Source organism: Bacillota bacterium, from assembly GCA_018818595.1.
GTDB lineage: Bacteria > Bacillota_I > Bacilli_A > Izemoplasmatales > Hujiaoplasmataceae > JAHIRM01.
Genome location: JAHIRM010000033.1, coordinates 1 through 19,086, shown reverse-complemented (window position 1 = coordinate 19,086; position 19,086 = coordinate 1). Strand labels below are relative to the sequence as shown.

The window sequence follows — 19,086 nt, the reverse complement described above, 5'->3', positions numbered from 1 at the left end:
GATTTACTAGATAAAGAGTTATTCACACAAAATGTCATCACATCCAAAGGCATCCAGGAAAGATTCTTACTAGCGACCAAAAAGAGAAAGACACAGGATTTATCCAAATATTGGTTATTAGATCAACCAGAAGAATCTGAAGAAGATAAAAGCAATTTACCAGTAGAAGAACAAGTAAACACGAAACCTAATAAAAAAGAGCGTATTCGAAATAGGAGAGTGAAAGATATAGAAGAACAAGCACCTAAAAAGCATTATCTAACAAGTTGTTTAATTGAATACCGGTATATCCAGGAGTATTCTCTAGATATTTATAAGTATAATGACTTGTTTGAGGAATTAAGCCAAGCTTATGATGGAGATTTGTTATATCAAGCTGTGAGATATCTATGTAACTATTCATCAAGATCAAATTCAAAAATCGATGATAAATTTAACTTCTTTGAATCATCGATTAAAAAGAATTTAATAGCATTAACAAAAGAGACTCCAAGTAATTCGGTCATGGATATGTTTAACAAGTTGTTTAAAGACAATTCTTGATTCCAGCAAATGGATGTGAGTGTGAACTCAAACAAACGATTTTTCAGCATAATGACAGATTTAGAGTAATTGTTATGTGTATGTTTTGTTGAAATGGCAAAACAACAAGAAAAATAGAATTTACAAAAAAGCCGTAAAAAAGGGTTCAACTATTCAATAACTTCAGTTCTTACTAAGGAATAAAATTTCAACTGGTTAATAATTACAGTTTCTAATGAAAAAATTAAATAAAGTTATTGAATCATATAAAGATAGTAAAGGAGCAAAGAAAATGATGTTTTACTGCGCAGAAGAAGCATTTAAAACGCTTGGAAAAGATCATAAGATTACCAATAATATTTACAATAGTGATATCTACTCGTGGCAAGTCATTCAGGTTCAAAATCCAGAAGACATTTTTCTGATATTTTCAAACGATAACAGTGGTATCGTATTCATCCTGTATTACAATGATGTATCAAAAATAGATATTAATAGAAGTGTTCTAAAAGAAGCCATTTTTCGGATCATGAAAGACATGCAATATCCTTTAGAGTTAATTTCCCTATATCTAAATCAGCCATGGACAATAAATGTGTCTAGTTGGTACAGTTACGAACATATGGAAGCTATGTCAGACATGCTAACAAAATTCAAAGAAGAGTTTATTTCAAATATTGATCGTGAACTATTGATACAAAGAAAGATTTCTTTCATTTTAAACAATAGACATGTAGATAACTGGAATGGTTATTATGAGTATCGAAGAGCTTGCAAGATCATGGAGGATAAAATAAAGAAGTGTTACAAGGAACAGTAGACAGATGGTAAGCTGTTACTTGGCATAACGATGCGCGCATGCGCGAGACTTTAGAGTTAGAGTGAAAACTTTAACTCTGTTTTTATACCCCCCCTAGGTCTCAAATTAGAGCTTCAAGGGGTACCGTACGGTAGGGCAATTAAAATACGCAGGACCAAATTTTTGGAAATCTCAAAAATGCATTTCTAATTTTCATTCGATTTTAGAACAAAAGTCACATATGTCCTTGTAAAATGAGGTTCATTATTATATAATAAAATTATTCAATTAACGAACAATGGAAGGTGAGTCTATTGAGCAACAACTCTTTTTTCAAACCAACACCCCTATATAAGGAATTTATGATTCTAGATCTCATTGAGAAAAATAAAAATATTACTCAAAGAGAAATGAGTATTGCTATAGGGTCAGCAGTATCGATGGTAAATAATTTCCTTGATGAATATGAGCAAAAAGGATATATCAAAAGAAAATATCTCTCAACTAAAACAGTTGAGTATTTTGTCACTAAAAAAGGACTAGAAAGAAGAAGGGTACTTAATATTGGTTATTTAAATTCATCTCAACACCTATATAATTCAGCAAAGGATAATATTATAACCTTCATTAATCAAATCATTACTATGGGGTTTAGGAGGATATTGCTGTATGGTGCAGGAGAAGTAGCGGAGATTATTCTACAAGTCATTCAAAGCGATTCGTCAACTTCACTAGTGGTTTTAGGTGTTGTTGACGACAACCCAGAGAAAAAAGGTAAATATATAGTCAATACAAAAGTAATTATGAGTAATCAAATAATAGACTATATCCACGATGGCATTTTAATATCCAGTTACACACATCATGAAGCAATTTTTAATAAGCTTATGGGTGTTAACTATAACAGAAGAATGATTATTGATTTTTTTGATTTTTAGAAAAAGGAGAAATATAATGAAATATTTACTAGTTGTTGCACATCCGGATGATGAGGTTTTAGGTGCTGGAGGGACTATCTATAAATTAACGTCTGCTGGACACGAGGTTGATTTATGCGTTTTGTCAGGTAATGCTGCTGCAAGAAATTATAGACCATCCATTGATGATTTAAAATACGATATGGGTGAATCATCAAAAGTGTTGGGGATTAAAGAAATTATTGAAGGTCAGTTCCCAAATATAGAGTTTAATAATGTACCACATTTAATGCTTGTACAGTTTATTGAAAAAGCGATCATGAAATTTGAGCCAGATATTATTATCACTCATCATCCAGCCGACTTAAACAATGATCATCTTCATACATCCATTGCGTGTCAAGCAGCGATACGGCTATTTCAAAGAAAGCCAAGTATTAAACCAGTTAATGAGCTATTATTTATGGAAATTATTTCATCGACAGAATGGAATGTTAATAGTGGGATCAACTCTTTTGAACCTAATACTTTCTTTGAAATTGGTACTGAAGGTCTAGACAAAAAGATTCAAGCTTTGCAAAAATATAGAGGTGTTATGAGGGATTTCCCTCATCCTAGAAGTAAAGAAGTAATTACAGGTCTGTCTGCTTATAGAGGAGGACAATCCGGCTTAAAATATGCAGAAGCGTTTCAAGTAGTGTTTAGAAGAATAGTAACCTCGGAGGTAGAAGAGTGAAGAGTATAATAACCGTTAAAAATATTAAAGACTATTTAACAAAGAATCAAATTAAGTACACATATATTGGAAATGATTCTATCATAATAAATACATTTTGTTCCTTGTACCAATTGAAAGATAATTCAATTACTTGGGCAAGAAAGGTATCAAATGTTAATTTTGAAACACTCAACGAATATGATAATATCATTATTGTTCTAGGTGAAGAAGTCGAGGAACAAAAATTAAATGGTTTTATAGTGAAAAACCCACACAGAACATATTTTAAAATATTGAGTTATTTCTTTGAAGAACAACCTGTTATAAAAATTCACCCAACTGCAGTTGTGGAAACTAATAAAATCGGCAAAAACCTATCAATTGGTGCAAATTCATTTCTTGGCGAATTAGTTGAGCTAGGAGATAATGTGCGAATTTCAAATAATGTATCAATTGAGGGAAATGTAAAAATCGGGGACAATACAATTATTGAATCAGGTGTTGTGATTGGTGTGTCTGGATTTGGACATTACAAAGAAGATAATAGTGTAAGTGTGAGAGTGCCTCATCTTGGAGGAGTTATCATTGGAGAATCTGTTGCTATTGGTGCAAACTGTACAGTCGCACGTGGGTGCTTAGGAAATACAGTTCTAGAAGATTATGTCAAAATTGATAATTTATGTCACATAGCTCATAATGTAATTATAAAAACAAGAACGATGATTACTGCATGCACAGAAATTTCGGGTAGTACAACGATTGAAGAGGATGTTTGGGTTGGGCCTGCATCTGCAATTAATAACGGTATTATTGTAGGGAAAAATAGTTTTCTAGGATTAGGAACTGTAGCTACTAAGGATGTTCCTGCTGGGAAAGTTGTGGCAGGAGTGCCAGCAAGGGTGTTAAGAGATAACAATGAATGAATATATGTTTACTAAAAAGCAGTTAAGATATTTAAAAATTAAACGTATATTCGATGTTTTTTTTGCTGTGTTTTTATTGATTATACTCTCTCCTATAATGTTGTTTACAGCGATATTAGTTAAGACGAGTTCGAAAGGACCTGTTATTTTTAAACAAAAAAGACCAGGGAAAAACAAAAAAATATTTACAATACTCAAATTCAGATCAATGAAAATAGAGACAAACAAAAATGATAGAGACCTACATGATTTTGAACGAGTGACATTTTTAGGTAAAATCCTAAGAAAAACAAGTATTGATGAACTTCCGCAATTATTTAATATTATTAAAGGTGACATGAGTTTTATAGGTCCTCGACCATTTTTGATTAATGATCTTGGTAGTTATACACCTGAACAAGAGATTAGGTTTGAAATTTTGCCTGGTATAACAAGTTGGACTGCGATTCATGGTAGAAATACTGTATCTGTTCAGGACAAGTACAATATGGAAATCTATTATGCGAAAAATATATCTTTAAAACTAGACATTAAAATATTTTTTAAAACAATTTTGGTTGTTTTATCTGCGAAAAATGTGGTTGATAATGTTAACAAGCCAAGAATTGCAAGTAAAATTATCGATGAAGAAGGAAAGTAAAATGATAAAAAGAATCCTAATAACAGGCAAGAACAGTTATGTAGGAACAAATGTTGAAAAATGGTTACTCAATAAGAATAGTGAATATTTTGTTGAAACATTGGATATGAAAGATACTCGATGGACTGAATTTGATTTTAGTGGTTTTGATGTGGTTTTCCATGTGGCGGGAATTGCACACGTTTCAACCAAGAAAAGAATGAGAGAACTTTACTATAAAGTAAATAGGGATTTAGCTATCGAGGTTGCTAAAAAGGCAAAGATTGAAAATGTAAAACAATTTATTTTAATGAGTAGTGGAATTGTATATGGGGACTGCTCGAAAATTGGTATTAATCACTCAATTAATATAAATACTCCTCCTTGTCCGAGTAATGATTATGGAAAAAGCAAACTTCAAGCAGAACAAGGCATTTTAGAGATGGAAAGTAGTTTGTTTAAAGTATGTGTACTTAGAGCACCTATGATTTATGGTCCTGGATGCAAAGGTAATTATAATAGCCTATCAAAATTTGGAAAGAAGTTAAAGGTTTTTCCAAATATAATAAACGAAAGAAGCGTTTTGTTTATTGATAATTTATCTGAATTTGTAAATCTTATGATAGAAAACGTTGAAAGTGGCATATTCTTCCCTCAAAACAATGAATTTATTTGCACTTCTAAAATCGTTCTCGATATTTCATCATTTTATGGAAATAATTTAAGACTCACTAAATTCTTTAATCCAATAATCAAATTAATAAGTTTAGTCTTCCCTAAATTGAACAAAGCATTTGGAAGTTTTATATATGATAAGGACATGTCTGTATACAATACTAATTATCAAATTGTGAATTATCTGGATTCTATTATTATTACTGAGACCAAAAGTCAATGAATTTTTATTGTTTTGTTATACAGATTAAAATTTTTAAAAAATTACTATTCTAAAGGAGAAAAAAATGAAAATCGCAGTTATTGGACTAGGATATGTGGGATTATCAAATGCTGTGCTTTTTAGCCAAAATCATAAGGTTATAGCATTGGATGTGTTAAAGGAAAAAGTCGAATTAGTAAACAATAGAAAATCACCAATAGTTGATAAAGAAATTGAAGAATATCTAGCATTTAAAGAATTAGAATTAACTGCAACTTTAGTAAAAGAAGATGCCTATAAAGATTCTGTGTTTATTATTGTAGCAACTCCAACAAACTATAACCCTGAGCTAAACTATTTCGACACCTCAACTGTTGATGGTGTTATAAATGAAGTTGAATTTTATAATCCTAAAGCAACTGTCATTATAAAGTCCACAGTGCCAGTAGGGTATACAATTGAAAAAAGAATAGAACATCCTAATCTAAAAATAATATTTTCACCAGAGTTTTTACGAGAGGGAAAGGCACTATACGATAATTTATTCCCTTCTAGAGTAATTATTGGTGATAATAGCCAAGAAGCATCACTTTTTGCTGACTTATTACTGGAAGGAGCTGTTAAAAAGAATATACCAGTATTGTTCACTGGGTCTACTGAAGCAGAAGCTATTAAATTATTTTCTAACACATATTTAGCTTTGAGAGTTGCTTTTTTCAATGAACTAGATACATATGCTGAGGTTAGAAATTTAGATACTAAAGAAATAATTGATGGTGTTGGACTAGATCCCAGAATCGGAAACTATTATAACAACCCTTCGTTTGGGTATGGTGGCTATTGTTTGCCAAAAGATACTAAGCAATTGCTTGCAAATTATAGAAATGTTCCTCAGAAAATTATGACTGCAATTGTCGAATCTAATAGAACTAGAAAAGATCACATAGTTGAGATGATACTTATGAGAAATCCGAAAACAGTGGGTATTTTTAAATTAGTAATGAAGAGCAACTCAGATAATTTTAGGCAATCGTCAATTCAAGGAATTATGAAAAGAATTAAGGAAAAAGGAATAGAAATTATAATTTATGAACCGTCAATTAAAGCGACCATGTATTATGACTCTATAATAGTTAATGAATTGGATGTTTTTAAAATGAAAAGTGACGTAATCGTGACAAACAGATTATATACCGAACTTGAAGATGTTTTGCAGAAAGTATATACTCGAGATATATATAATAGAGATTAGATTTGGATGCTTCATTAAGTTTTATTAGTGGTATACTGATGAATTAGATTTCAGCAGAGTGGGAGAAATAAATGAATATTCTATATATTGGGTACGAGGGATTTGATACTAATAATGGTACAAATCATTTAATTGAATCTATGCTATTTAATTTTTTAGAACACGGTAACAGAGTAATATACATGAACAGTCATTCTGTTGGTGTTAATAATGATATTCCAGAAACTTTACAAAAATGTATTAACTTTGAATCATTTATTATTAATCGAAAAAAAACAAATAAAAGGAATTTTATCGATAGGTATCTTGTTGCATTAAAATATAACTCAAAACTGAAAAAAATATTAAAAGTGAACCAACTCGAAGTTGATATTGCGATAATTCAATCAACTCCAACAGCATATTTTACTGTAAATATAGTGAAGAAGTTAATAAGAATTCCAATCATTTTTAATTCGTTTGACATCTTTCCAGATGGATTACATAAATTGAATAAGGGAATTATATCTGTTGTTTTTAAAATAATGGAACACATGCAAAAAAAAATGTACAAGAAAGTCGATTATATTATAGCGAATTCCGAAGATGTAAAAAAAACATATTTAGAAAAAAACATTTCAGCTGAGAAAATTGGTGTAGTTTATAATTGGTTCGATGTAAATAAAGTGAAAAATAAGAATCGTAACGATAATTGTTTTGTGGAAGCTAATAGCATAGATACTTCTAAGTTTATTGTTCAATATGCAGGTAATTTTGGATATACATTCGATTATGAATTTGTGCTTAATTTGGCAAATATCCTTAAATGTAACTGTGAAATTGTTATTCATATGATAGGTGAAGGTGCTTTTTTAGAAGAGTTCAAAGAAAGGGCAAAAACATTATCATTGGGCAATTTACTTTTTTATCCTTGGCAGTCTTCGGAAATCATATCCGATGTGTACAGCACATGCGACATTGAATTGATACCACTTGCAGAAAAAGTGATTAAGTTTAGCTATCCCAGCAAAACATCACTTTTAATGGCACTTGGAAAAGTTTCTATTACTATTACCGAGAATGACTCTAATTATTTTAAAATAATGAATTCAAATAAAATTGGTTTAGCTTTTGAAAAAAATGATATCGAAAACATAGCGAATCAAATTATTTTTCTATCAAAAGACGAGAAATTAATGAGTGAGATGGGGATAAATGCAGTTAAATATGCAGAGTCTACATTAAGTAGTAAAGTAAACCTAGATTTGATAAATAAAATAATACATTACGTAATCGGAAGTGATAAGTCAAATGAACATAGTAATAATTAGAACAAATGTAAGTGATTTCGGAAAAATTGGGACATATAATGTGCAGGAAATTGGTTTGGCTAACTCACTTAAAGAACTCGGACATAAAGTAGATGTAATATATTTATATAAAAAAGTTAATAAAATCGAACTAGATTCGACATATAATTTCGTATGGCATTTACCAAATAGACACTTCGGACTTCATGGTATTTTTGACTTAACCCTTCTTGAGCAATTTGAACCAAACAAAATTATTTTATTTTCTGACAATCAGTTGTATTCAAGGAACATAATTTTTTGGGCTAAAAAACGCAAAATAAAATGCATTGTTTATTGGGGGGCGGTATTATCGACAACCCCTAAAATAATTAATAAAATTTATACATATATAATTTATATCAGGAATAGAAGGTCATACAAATATTCACTTAATGTTGCTAAAACAAGTACAGTTGCTAAAGAAATGAAAAAGTTAAAGATTGTTTGCAATAATGTTATAAATATTGGGTTAGACAATAAACTTTTAAGAGAATTTAGTGCAGATTTGAACTCAACAAGAGATAAGTTGAAAATAAACAAAAATGATAAGCTTATTTTGTTTATTGGTAGGCTTGAAGAAGCAAAGAAACCGTTATTTGCTATTGATTTAATATTGAATTTAGTAAAAAAAGATTCTTCTTTTAAATTACTAATGATTGGAAAAGGTAGTCTATTGGAAAAAGTGCAACAAAAAATAATCGATTCAACTATTTCAAATAATGTTATACTCATCGATAGTATAAAAAATTATGAAATACATAAGTATATCATGATATCAAATTGTTTTATTAATTTGTCATCAATCGAGATATTTGGCATGGCAATGCTTGAAGCAATGTATTATGGAATTCCTGTTATTGCTAAAGATGCTCCAGGTCCAAGAGAATTTATTATAAATAATTCAACAGGGTTTATTCTTAATAACTATGATATCAATGATTGGATTAATTGTATTTTGCTTGTTATGAGTGATACAAAAACAATCGTAAGAAATGCACGAAAACTAGTTACAGATAAATTTACGTGGAACAATAATGCTATTTTGTTTGATAAATTATAGAAACACGAGGATATGATATGTTGATTTTGCTTCTGTTTGTACTACTAGTAATAGAATTTCTTTTATATATAATTAACCATAAAGAGCTCTTGCATCCCTCCATTTGGTTTGTTTCAGCATTTGTTTTTAGCACTTTTATTGCCCTAATTAATTCGAAGGCTTGGGGAGATATTAGTATTTTTACAGTTCTTGTAATCTTGCTAGGAGTTGTGTCTTTTTTGATTGGATCAATTTCGGGTACTATTATTGTATCTAAACTAAAAGCAAAAAAAGACTTGCGAAAACTTTCTGAATACTATGTTTCATCAAGTATAAAGAAAAGTATAGTAATTATTGTGATACTCTTTATGTTTATAATTACTATACAGTATTTTGTATTTATATATAATCAATCAGTTTTAGCAGGTAATCCAGGCGGGTTAAACGCCATGTTATCATATGTAAGAAGTATTAGTAGAGATTCCGAACTATTTAGCGAAGTTAATTCTTTTATAAATTATGGACTAATTATCTCTCAAGCTTTTGGTTTTATATTTGCTTTCATTTGCATAAAAAATTCAATTTTAAGTTATAAAAAATTCAATTTTGTTTATTTGGTTCCTATCATTATATATTTAGTTCAAGCAATATTAACAACAGGAAGAACTAAAATGATTAATTTTTTGGTGTTTATGTTTTTTTCTACACTGGTCATAATTAAAGAAAAGAAATTATGGTCTAAGAAGTTAAATAGAATAATAATAAGGTATATGATACTCATGGTGATTATTATACTAGTAATTTTTATGGGTATTGATTTAACCTTGAGAGGTTCCATTTACGGAACAGAATGGACTGTTTTTTATCAAATATCCAAATATACCGGATCATCAATAAAAGCATTTGATTTATTTTTGCGAAATATCGTTCAGTTTCCGTTTTCGGGAGATGAAACACTATATAATATTTATAGTATACTTAATAGGTTCGGATTTCATTTTGAAATTGGTAGCAATGCTCTTCAATCAGTACATTTTTCAAATATTACAACAAATGTATATACAGCCTTAAGAAGGTATATACACGACTATGGTTTTTTTGGTATGGTACTAATACAATTTATTCTAGGTCTCTTATTTTCTAGTGTATTTGAATACATTAAAAAGGGTTACAATAATGGGACTTTGCTGATATTATATTCTATGAATATGTACATTATTGTATATATGAGTATTGAGGAAAGGTTTTTTCTTTCAGCAATAAGCATAAATTCAATGGTAACTATAATCATAGTTGCACTATTGTGGAAATTTGTTGTGAAAACCAAATATTTAAGGAGAATAAGTTATGATTAGTTTCGTTGTATTACACTACTTAGATTTAGAAACGACGTTGGAATGTATTGAAAATCTTTACAAGTTCAGAGATTTCGGTTCGACAAGTGTTGTTATTGTCGATAATGGTTCGAGTAATGGATCATATGAAAAATTAAAAGAAATTTCTGATGACAAATATCTATACGTAATTTCGTCATTATCAAACCTAGGATTTGCAAAGGGGAATAATATAGGATATTTGTTTGCCAAAAATATTCTACATGCAGACACTATAATTGTAATGAACAATGATGTTTTTGTAGAAGATAAGTATTTTTTAATAAAATTAGCAAGCATTGCATCGGAAAATAAAATCGATATTATAGCGCCTGATATCATAAACTTGAAAGGAATTCATCAAAATCCATTTCGAAATAATATTTTATCTGGATCACAATTAATCAAGAAAAACGTAGTTAGGCGATTGTCATATTTTGTTTATAGAATACCTTTAGTTGGAAAATTCAAAAAATATTTGAAGATAATCAAAAATGATGAATTTGGTAATAATAGTATACAACACAAATTAGTCATGATAGTGCCACATGGAGCGTGTGTTATCTATACTCAAAACTGGGTTATAAATGAAAATTATGCATTTATTCCTGATACATTTTTATTCGGAGAAGAAGACATATTATTTGAATACTGCATTCAAAAGGGATATTCAACAGCGTTTATTCCTGAAATTAGTGTTTTACATTTAGAAGATAAGGCAACCAATATGTCGATGATAAGTAACCATAAGAAAAGTTTGTTTATTTTAAAAAATTCTCTTCAATCAACAAAGATATTATCAAAATATAGAAAAAAAACAAAAAAAGATGGGACTAAATATTTCAGAGGAATTAAGTTATGATCTATATTGATATTCATGGACGGTTAGGTAATCAACTGTTTCAGTATGCCTTTGCGCGAAGTTTAATGAACGATTTAAATGAAAACATAATAATTGGAAGTTATACACTGAAAAGGCGTGATTCGTCTTGGAAAATCGACCTAATTCATTTTAACATAAGGAACACAAAATCAGTTAATAATAAACTTCCACTATGGTTAACTAAGACTAGCCTATCTCAAAAAGCACTAATCTTCTTATATGTGATTGAAATGAGAAGTAAAAAAAGTGCTAAAGAAATTAGTAAAGTGCAATTAAAGTGGCAAGATAAGCTTAAAAAAAATGGAATATATTGGATGAAAAACGGATTAGAAAATGTTTATAAAAAATCAACTACCAATACATTTTTATATGGACATTTTGAAAACCCAATGTTGTTTAACCATATTAGAGACGAACTACTAATTGAATTTACACCTTTATCTCCATTACTAGAAAAAAATAAAACCTTATACGAAAAGATAAAAGACTGTGAAAGTGTTTGTATTTCTATAAGGCGCGGCGATTATGTAGAAAACCCAGAATACTCTAGTATTTTCAACATTTGCGACCAAAAGTATTATGAAAAAGCAATAAAACTAATATATGATAGAATAGTGAATCCACAATTTGTTGTTTTTTCAGATGATGTTAACTGGGCGAAGGAAAATTTGAATCTACCTGTAGGTACTTTATTTGAAACTGGTGACGATCCTGTATGGGAGAAGTTAAGATTAATGTACAGTTGTAAACATTTTATTATTTCGAATAGTACTTTTAGTTGGTGGGCTCAATATTTATCTAGAAATATTGATAAAATTGTCATCTCTCCCAACATATGGAAAACAGACTCAACTTTTTCTCCCCTGATAGAAAAATCTTTTTTAAAAATTGATGTTGAAAGGAAGGAGTTTAAAACCTCCTAGGTAAATTTAATGTATACCTTATTTGATAAAAAAACACTGTTAATTACTGGAGGAACTGGCTCATTCGGTAATGCTGTACTTGAAAAATTTCTAAATTCAAATATACACGAAATCAGAATTTTTTCCAGAGATGAAAAAAAGCAGGACGATATGAGAAAAAAGTATAAAAATGACAAAATCAAATTTTATATCGGAGATGTAAGAGATTACTTAAGTATTATCCCCGCTATGACAGGAGTAGACTTTGTTTTTCATGCAGCAGCACTAAAACAGGTTCCCTCATGTGAATTTTTTCCATTAGAGGCAGTAAAAACAAATATATTAGGAACTGATAATGTATTAAATGCAGCGATTAATTGTAAAGTAAATAAAGTCGTTTGTTTGTCCACTGATAAGGCGGCTTACCCTGTAAATGCAATGGGGATTTCAAAAGCTATGATGGAAAAAGTATTTATTGCAAAATCTAGAACACATAATCTCGAGACAATCATTTGTGGCACTAGATATGGAAATGTTATGGGATCAAGAGGATCAGTAATACCTTTATTCATAGAACAGATAAAAAGCAATCATCAGTTAACTGTTACAGATCCAAATATGACAAGATTTATCATGAGCCTTGATGAAGCAGTTGATCTTGTTCTTATTGCCTTTGAACATGGAAGTAATGGTGATATTTTTGTGCAAAAATCACCATCTAGTAAAATTGGTGATTTAGCAGAAGCTGTAAAAATAATTTTTAATTCAAGTCTTGATACAAAAATTATAGGTACTCGTCATGGTGAAAAAAAATATGAAGTATTACTTACAAAAGAAGAAGCATCAAAGGCGATTGATTTCGGAAAATATTTTAGAATTCCAGCTGATAATAGGAATCTAAACTACGAAAAATATCTTGAGGAAGGTTCAAAAAAAATCACACTAACTAGTGAGTATTCATCTGATAATACACATATTTTGTCAGTAAATGAAATTGTTGACCAACTTATAGAACTTGACTTCATTAAAGAAGAGGTAACTACATGGAAAAAATAGCTGTTTTAGGTGGTACTGGGATGGCAGGGCATGTCATTTCACAATATTTGCTCGAAAAAGGGTTTTCAGTTACATCTATAAGTCGTAGTAATCATCCGATGGTTCCTAGTATTTTATGTGACGCAGAAAACTACTCAAAATTATATGAAGTTATAGTAGCCGAGAAATTTACTCTAATTATTAATTGTATAGGCATTTTAAATGATGATGCAAAGATGAATAAGTCGAAATCTATTTTGATTAATAGTTTTTTACCTAACTATTTATCCGAAAAATTAATAAATACAAATATCAGAATAATTCATTTAAGCACTGATTGTGTTTTTTCAGGAGAAAATGGTCCGTATCTAGAATCGGCAATTCCTAATGGAACAACTTTTTATGATAGAACTAAAATAATTGGCGAGTTAATTAATCACAAAGATATTACATTTCGAAATTCATTAATTGGTCCGGATTTAAAGAAACAGGGTATTGGACTGTTTAATTGGTTCATGAACCAGTGTTCTGAAATTTATGGATATAAAAGAGTGTTATGGAATGGTGTCACTACAATTACTTTAGCAAAAGCAATAGAATATTACATCTCTCGTCCCGTTGTTGGATTGTACCACTTGGTTAGCGATCCTGTTTCAAAATATACGATTTTAGAAATTTTTAGAAATAGCTTTGCGAAAAAAAATAATATTTTAGCATCAAACGAACCAGTTAGTAATAAATGTTTAATCAATACACGTGTAGATTTTGAATTTATAATTCCCACTCATGTAGAGATGATTAATGAAATGAAAAAATGGATTTATGCTCACAAGGAATTTTACCCACATTATTTTTATATTGGAGGCGAGAAGTAATTATGAAAGGAATAATATTAGCTGGGGGTTCAGGTTCAAGATTGTATCCACTTACCATGGTTACAAGTAAACAATTATTACCAATTTATGACAAGCCAATGATTTACTATCCGTTATCTATTTTGATGCTTGCTGGAGTTAAAGAAATATTGATTATATCTACACCTGATGATACACCAAGATTTGAATCTCTACTTGGAGATGGTTTTAAATTTGGAATAAATCTGTCCTACAAAGTTCAACCTTCGCCAGACGGGCTTGCTCAAGCATTTTTGCTTGGAGAAGAATTTATTAGAGAAGAAACTGCCTGTATGATTCTTGGAGATAATATCTTTTATGGAAATGGTTTAAAAACAGCGTTGACAAGAGCAACTGATAATTCTCAAAATGGAAAAGCAACTGTTTTTGGTTATCACGTTGAAGATCCTGAAAGATTTGGTGTAGTTGAATTTGATAATAGTGGGAAAGCAGTATCTATTGAAGAGAAACCAATAGTCCCTAAATCAAATTACGCTGTTACTGGTTTGTATTTTTATGATAAAAGGGTTGTTGAATTTGCAAAACAAGTGAAACCTTCAAAAAGGGGAGAACTTGAAATTACAGATTTAAACAGAATGTATCTTGAAGATGAAACTCTAGATGTAATTACTTTCGGTAGAGGGTTCACGTGGCTAGATACAGGCACCCATGAATCTTTAGCTGAAGCAACTGCTTTTGTAAAAATGATAGAAGAACATCAAGGACTAAAAATATCTTGTCCAGAAGAAATTGCTTTTCATAATGGTTGGATTTCAAAAGAACAATTACGAGTTCAAGCTGAACTTATGAAGAAAAACCAATATGGCCAACATCTTTTTAAAGTTCTAGATGGAAAGGTTCGATATTAATGAAGTTTATAAAAACAAAGATAAATGATTTGATTGTTGTTGAACCTAACGTTTATGGAGATAATAGAGGATGGTTCTCAGAATCATATAATGAAAAAGCATTTAATGATAATGGTATTCATGTCAAATTTATCCAAGACAACCACTCTTTTAGTTCTCAAAAAGGTGTTTTAAGAGGATTACACTTTCAAAACAAACCTTTTGCTCAGACAAAACTTGTCAGATGTACAAAAGGTAGAGTTTGGGATGTTGCTGTTGACTTAAGAAAATCAAGTAATACATATTTGCAGTGGTTCGGATTAGAACTTACTGCTGAAAACCATAAGATGTTATTTGTTCCACAAGGATTTGCTCATGGTTTTGTTACTTTAGAAATTGACTGTGAAGTTCAATATAAAGTTGATAACTTCTATGATAAAAACTCAGATCGTTCTATTAAGTATAATGATTCTCTAATTAACGTTGAATGGCCAATTAAAGATGTAATTTTGTCTGATAAGGATTTATCCGCTCCATTATTGAAAGATTCGGATGTGAACTTTAAATGAAAATAATAGTTACTGGAGTTAAAGGACAACTTGGTTATGACGTTGTAAAAGAATTAGAATCGAGACATTATACTGAGCTTTTAGGGATTGATATCAATGATTTAGATATTACAGATCAAAAAGCAGTGAATGAATTTATGGACATACACAAACCAAATGTCATAATTCATTGTGCAGCTTATACTGCAGTCGACAAAGCTGAAGATAATAAAGATTTATGTATGAATGTTAATGTGGTTGGCACAAAATTTTTAGTAGAAGCAGCAAAAATTTATGATGCAAAGTTTGTCTATATTTCAACAGATTACGTTTTTGATGGGACAAAAGAAAGTAGTTACTGTGTTACTGATAGTCCTAACCCAAAATCAGTATATGGTGAATCTAAGTATTTAGGTGAACTAGAAACATTGAAATGTCGAAAATATTTTATAGTACGTATTTCTTGGGTTTTTGGTAAAAATGGAAATAATTTTGTCAAAACGATATTAAGACTAGCAAAAGAAAAAAAATCCTTAGCAGTTGTTTCAGATCAATTTGGATCTCCAACATATACATATGATTTATCAAGACTTTTAGTTGATATGATAGAGACAGAAAAGTATGGTATTTATCATGCAACAAATGAGGGTGAATGCAATTGGTATGATTTTACAAAAGAAATATTTAATTTGGCTGAAATTCGAATTCCATTAAAATCGATCACAACTGAGCAATATCCAACAAAAGCTAAACGACCAATGAACTCTGTGATGTGTAAAGATAAATTGGATGCAAATGGTTTTAAACGTCTTCCGCATTGGAAAGATGCTCTAAAAAGATATCTTAAAGAAATTGAGGTACTATAAATGAAAATACTTGTTACTGGTGGGGCAGGATTTATTGGTGGCAATTTTTGTCACTATTTGGTTGAAAAGTATCCAAGCTATAATATTGTAACTTTAGATGCGTTAACATATGCAGGTAATATGGAGACTCTTCAACCAATTACAGATAAACCAATGTTTAAATTCGTTAAAGGAAATATCACTGATCGATCTTTTGTTTATGATTTATTTGATAAGGAGAAGTTTGATATTGTTGTCAATTTTGCTGCTGAATCTCATGTTGATCGTTCTATTGAAAATCCTGAAATTTTCTTAAAAACTAATATTCTTGGCACACAAGTATTAATGGATGCATCATTAAAATTTGGAGTAAAAAGGTATCATCAAGTTTCTACCGATGAGGTCTATGGTGATTTGCCTTTAGACAGACTTGATTTATTCTTTACGGAAGACACACCTATTCATACCTCAAGCCCATATTCAGCATCAAAAGCGTCAGCTGATTTACTTGTTCAAGCTTATCATAGAACTTTTGGATTACCAATTTCTATTTCAAGATGCTCAAACAATTATGGCCCATATCATTTTCCTGAAAAACTGATTCCACTTATGATTAAGAATGCATTAGCAAATCAATCGCTTCCCGTTTATGGAAAAGGAGAAAATATCAGGGATTGGCTTCATGTATATGATCATTGTACAGCAATTGATTTAATCATTCATAACGGAAATGTAGGAGAAGTATATAATATTGGTGGTCACAACGAAAGAACAAACCTTGAAGTCGTTAAAACTATTTTAAAAGAGCTTGAAAAACCAGAAAGTCTGATAAAATATGTTACTGACAGAAAAGGTCATGATATGCGATATGCAATTGATCCAACTAAAATTGAAACTCAATTAGGATGGAAACCAAAGTACAACTTCGAAACAGGAATTAAACAAACTATCAAATGGTATCTTGATAATCAGCAATGGGTTAGAAATATAGTAAGTGGTGAGTATTTAAGGTTTATGAAGTCTTATTATGAATAACAAAAGTACTATTAAAAAGATTGGTTTCGTTGCTAGTAGTAACATTATCAAGCTTGTTTCAAGTATATTAATTGGTTTTGTTGTACCGAACATCTTGGGGTTAACCAATTATGGTTATTATAAGGTATTTGTTTTGTATTTAACCTATATTGGATTATTTCATTTTGGTTTTATTGATGGAATCTACTTAAAATATGGTGGTGTAGATTATCAAGAACTGGATAGAAGAAAATTTCGGACTTATTTTAAATTTTTACTTAATTTAGAAGTAATTATTTCTATAATAGGTATAATTGTTACTTTGTTGTTTGTAAGAGATGAGAAAAGATTTATTTTTTCTTTATTGGTTGTTAACTTATTAGCGATAAATTTAACAACTTATTTTCAATTTATATCTCAAATTACTTCACGCTTCAAAGAATATTCATCAAGAATAATTATTCTTGCCTTTACAAATATTATTGTTGTATCATATATGTACTTTGCAAAAGTAACAGACTATAAGATTTACGTGATTTTATTAGTTGCAATGAACTATCTATTGTTAATTTGGTACATTGTCACATATCGAGACATTACTTTTGGCAAAAAAGACATACTTTCTAGTAGTAGAAAGGATATATTGTCTCTTTTTACAATTGGTATTCCTTTATTATTAGCAAACTTGGCATCAACATTTGTTATGATGGTTGATAAACAAATTGTTGAGATTTTTTTTACAGTTGAAAAGTTTGGAGTTTACTCGTTTGCATATAGTATGCTAGCCATGATTACGGTTGTTGTTTCTGCTGTAGGTGTTGTTCTATATCCAATTCTCAAGAAGACAAATCTCGAAAGCATTGGTAAGAACTATTCAAAATTAAATACAATAATAATATCAATCGTGCTAATAGGGCTAATAGGATATTTTCCACTCTTATGGGTTATTCCTAAATTTTTACCAGATTACATAGATTCACTAATTATCTTTAGAATCGCTTTACCTGGGTTGATTTTTACGTCCTCAATAACAGCAATAAAATTAAATTTTTTCAAAATCACAAATAAAAACAACTATTTTTTTGGAATTAGCTTTATTATTATCTTGATAAATATCGGATTGAATTTAGGTGCTTTCTTTATTTTTGGCACAACTGTTGCAATTGCTATATCTTCGATTGTTGGATTATCGTTGTGGTATGTTTTAACAGAAATATATATGGTCAAAAAACATCAAACAAAATGGATAAAAAACTCATTAATAACATTTATAGGAATTACACTATTTTACGTTTTTTCAAGCATTCAAAACTATATTTTTTCAGCAATTTTCTATTTCTCAGCAATTGCTTTACTGATTTTAGTTTTTAATAGAAAAGAAATCAAGACAGTATTTGATGATCGAAAAAGACAAGTAAATGGTAGGCAATAAATGAAGTAACAATATCTTTTTTGTATAAAAGAAATTTAGTTACAAACCATTGACTTCTCTTAGACATTACGTATAAATTTGGGGTAAAATTGATAGAAAATTCATCCTTATAAAAAAGCAATTTTACATCTCAACTAAGCTGTTCTTCATACTAACAGACAGTTCAAAGTAGTGACTTTCATAGTAACCGACAGTCCTATCTAAAGGGTCGGGGCAAAAATAAATATTTTATTTTGTACTTGACTTTTTGAATGGTTTATGCATAGCCCAATAGAGCCAATAAGTGTATGTCAAAGAACGGCTATTTGTTTCATAT

The 19,086-nt window shown here is 29.8% G+C and carries 20 protein-coding genes; all 20 read left to right on the top strand.

Going from position 1 to position 19,086, the window contains the following annotated elements; translation table 11 throughout:
* Positions 1 to 543, top strand: a 543-nt coding sequence (locus tag KJ971_05825; protein MBU1145357.1) for a hypothetical protein, incomplete at its 5' end; no start/stop codon positions are given.
* Positions 544 to 814: 271 nt separating this feature from the next.
* Entirely contained in the window at positions 815 to 1,342 is a 528-nt protein-coding gene (locus KJ971_05820) for a hypothetical protein (protein ID MBU1145356.1), read from the top strand.
* A gap of 293 nt (positions 1,343 to 1,635) precedes the next feature.
* Positions 1,636 to 2,259 (top strand): winged helix-turn-helix transcriptional regulator, encoded by a 624-nt coding sequence (locus KJ971_05815; protein ID MBU1145355.1) that lies wholly within the window; start codon positions 1,636 to 1,638, stop codon positions 2,257 to 2,259.
* 16 nt (positions 2,260 to 2,275) lie between these two features.
* Positions 2,276 to 2,974 carry a PIG-L family deacetylase gene (locus KJ971_05810; GenBank protein MBU1145354.1) on the top strand — a complete coding sequence of 233 codons (699 nt, stop codon included), beginning with the start codon at positions 2,276 to 2,278 and terminating at the stop codon, positions 2,972 to 2,974.
* Positions 2,971 to 3,879 carry a hypothetical protein gene (locus KJ971_05805; protein MBU1145353.1) on the top strand — a complete coding sequence of 303 codons (909 nt, stop codon included), beginning with the start codon at positions 2,971 to 2,973 and terminating at the stop codon, positions 3,877 to 3,879. Before KJ971_05810 ends, KJ971_05805 begins: the two co-directional genes overlap by 4 nt.
* Entirely contained in the window at positions 3,872 to 4,519 is a 648-nt protein-coding gene (locus KJ971_05800; GenBank protein ID MBU1145352.1) for a sugar transferase, read from the top strand. Before KJ971_05805 ends, KJ971_05800 begins: the two co-directional genes overlap by 8 nt.
* Before the next feature lie 4 nt (positions 4,520 to 4,523).
* A complete protein-coding gene (locus KJ971_05795) occupies positions 4,524 to 5,396 on the top strand; it encodes an NAD-dependent epimerase/dehydratase family protein (protein ID MBU1145351.1) in 873 nt (290 codons plus the stop codon).
* A gap of 64 nt (positions 5,397 to 5,460) precedes the next feature.
* The gene (locus KJ971_05790; protein ID MBU1145350.1) at positions 5,461 to 6,627 is read left to right on the top strand and encodes a nucleotide sugar dehydrogenase; all 1,167 of its coding nucleotides are present in this window, start codon (positions 5,461 to 5,463) and stop codon (positions 6,625 to 6,627) included.
* 71 nt (positions 6,628 to 6,698) lie between these two features.
* Positions 6,699 to 7,937 carry a glycosyltransferase family 4 protein gene (locus KJ971_05785; protein MBU1145349.1) on the top strand — a complete coding sequence of 413 codons (1,239 nt, stop codon included), beginning with the start codon at positions 6,699 to 6,701 and terminating at the stop codon, positions 7,935 to 7,937.
* Positions 7,918 to 9,018: a glycosyltransferase family 4 protein gene (locus KJ971_05780; protein ID MBU1145348.1), complete on the top strand. Its 1,101-nt coding sequence runs from the start codon at positions 7,918 to 7,920 to the stop codon at positions 9,016 to 9,018. Before KJ971_05785 ends, KJ971_05780 begins: the two co-directional genes overlap by 20 nt.
* A 17-nt stretch (positions 9,019 to 9,035) precedes the next feature.
* Positions 9,036 to 10,352, top strand: coding sequence for an oligosaccharide repeat unit polymerase (locus KJ971_05775; protein ID MBU1145347.1), 1,317 nt, complete (start codon positions 9,036 to 9,038; stop codon positions 10,350 to 10,352).
* Positions 10,345 to 11,232: a glycosyltransferase gene (locus tag KJ971_05770; GenBank protein ID MBU1145346.1), complete on the top strand. Its 888-nt coding sequence runs from the start codon at positions 10,345 to 10,347 to the stop codon at positions 11,230 to 11,232. The genes KJ971_05775 and KJ971_05770 overlap by 8 nt, the downstream gene beginning before the upstream one ends.
* A complete protein-coding gene (locus tag KJ971_05765; GenBank protein ID MBU1145345.1) occupies positions 11,229 to 12,176 on the top strand; it encodes an alpha-1,2-fucosyltransferase in 948 nt (315 codons plus the stop codon). The genes KJ971_05770 and KJ971_05765 overlap by 4 nt, the downstream gene beginning before the upstream one ends.
* A gap of 9 nt (positions 12,177 to 12,185) precedes the next feature.
* Complete coding sequence (locus KJ971_05760; protein MBU1145344.1) at positions 12,186 to 13,211, top strand: polysaccharide biosynthesis protein; 1,026 nt, start codon at positions 12,186 to 12,188, stop codon at positions 13,209 to 13,211.
* Positions 13,199 to 14,065 (top strand): sugar nucleotide-binding protein, encoded by an 867-nt coding sequence (locus tag KJ971_05755; GenBank protein MBU1145343.1) that lies wholly within the window; start codon positions 13,199 to 13,201, stop codon positions 14,063 to 14,065. The genes KJ971_05760 and KJ971_05755 overlap by 13 nt, the downstream gene beginning before the upstream one ends.
* A gap of 2 nt (positions 14,066 to 14,067) precedes the next feature.
* The gene (gene rfbA / locus KJ971_05750; protein MBU1145342.1) at positions 14,068 to 14,952 is read left to right on the top strand and encodes a glucose-1-phosphate thymidylyltransferase RfbA; all 885 of its coding nucleotides are present in this window, start codon (positions 14,068 to 14,070) and stop codon (positions 14,950 to 14,952) included.
* Positions 14,952 to 15,500, top strand: coding sequence for a dTDP-4-dehydrorhamnose 3,5-epimerase (rfbC, locus tag KJ971_05745; protein MBU1145341.1), 549 nt, complete (start codon positions 14,952 to 14,954; stop codon positions 15,498 to 15,500). The genes rfbA and rfbC overlap by 1 nt, the downstream gene beginning before the upstream one ends.
* A complete protein-coding gene (rfbD, locus tag KJ971_05740) occupies positions 15,497 to 16,345 on the top strand; it encodes a dTDP-4-dehydrorhamnose reductase (protein MBU1145340.1) in 849 nt (282 codons plus the stop codon). Before rfbC ends, rfbD begins: the two co-directional genes overlap by 4 nt.
* Complete coding sequence (gene rfbB, locus KJ971_05735) at positions 16,346 to 17,359, top strand: dTDP-glucose 4,6-dehydratase (protein MBU1145339.1); 1,014 nt, start codon at positions 16,346 to 16,348, stop codon at positions 17,357 to 17,359. It abuts the gene before it with no gap.
* Positions 17,352 to 18,770 carry a hypothetical protein gene (locus tag KJ971_05730; GenBank protein ID MBU1145338.1) on the top strand — a complete coding sequence of 473 codons (1,419 nt, stop codon included), beginning with the start codon at positions 17,352 to 17,354 and terminating at the stop codon, positions 18,768 to 18,770. Before rfbB ends, KJ971_05730 begins: the two co-directional genes overlap by 8 nt.
* Positions 18,771 to 19,086 lie beyond the last annotated feature (316 nt).

Excerpts from the sequence above, each read along its gene's own strand:
- KJ971_05820 (MBU1145356.1), top strand. The coding sequence starts at position 815 with ATGATGTTTTACTGCGCAGAAGAAGCATTTAAAACGCTTGGAAAAGAT.
- KJ971_05810 (MBU1145354.1), top strand. The coding sequence starts at position 2,276 with ATGAAATATTTACTAGTTGTTGCACATCCGGATGATGAGGTTTTAGGT.
- KJ971_05800 (MBU1145352.1), top strand. The coding sequence starts at position 3,872 with ATGAATGAATATATGTTTACTAAAAAGCAGTTAAGATATTTAAAAATT.
- KJ971_05790 (MBU1145350.1), top strand. The coding sequence starts at position 5,461 with ATGAAAATCGCAGTTATTGGACTAGGATATGTGGGATTATCAAATGCT.
- KJ971_05785 (MBU1145349.1), top strand. The coding sequence starts at position 6,699 with ATGAATATTCTATATATTGGGTACGAGGGATTTGATACTAATAATGGT.
- KJ971_05780 (MBU1145348.1), top strand. The coding sequence starts at position 7,918 with ATGAACATAGTAATAATTAGAACAAATGTAAGTGATTTCGGAAAAATT.
- KJ971_05775 (MBU1145347.1), top strand. The coding sequence starts at position 9,036 with ATGTTGATTTTGCTTCTGTTTGTACTACTAGTAATAGAATTTCTTTTA.
- KJ971_05770 (MBU1145346.1), top strand. The coding sequence starts at position 10,345 with ATGATTAGTTTCGTTGTATTACACTACTTAGATTTAGAAACGACGTTG.
- KJ971_05765 (MBU1145345.1), top strand. The coding sequence starts at position 11,229 with ATGATCTATATTGATATTCATGGACGGTTAGGTAATCAACTGTTTCAG.
- KJ971_05760 (MBU1145344.1), top strand. The coding sequence starts at position 12,186 with ATGTATACCTTATTTGATAAAAAAACACTGTTAATTACTGGAGGAACT.
- KJ971_05755 (MBU1145343.1), top strand. The coding sequence starts at position 13,199 with ATGGAAAAAATAGCTGTTTTAGGTGGTACTGGGATGGCAGGGCATGTC.
- rfbA (MBU1145342.1), top strand. The coding sequence starts at position 14,068 with ATGAAAGGAATAATATTAGCTGGGGGTTCAGGTTCAAGATTGTATCCA.
- rfbC (MBU1145341.1), top strand. The coding sequence starts at position 14,952 with ATGAAGTTTATAAAAACAAAGATAAATGATTTGATTGTTGTTGAACCT.
- rfbD (MBU1145340.1), top strand. The coding sequence starts at position 15,497 with ATGAAAATAATAGTTACTGGAGTTAAAGGACAACTTGGTTATGACGTT.
- rfbB (MBU1145339.1), top strand. The coding sequence starts at position 16,346 with ATGAAAATACTTGTTACTGGTGGGGCAGGATTTATTGGTGGCAATTTT.
- KJ971_05730 (MBU1145338.1), top strand. The coding sequence starts at position 17,352 with ATGAATAACAAAAGTACTATTAAAAAGATTGGTTTCGTTGCTAGTAGT.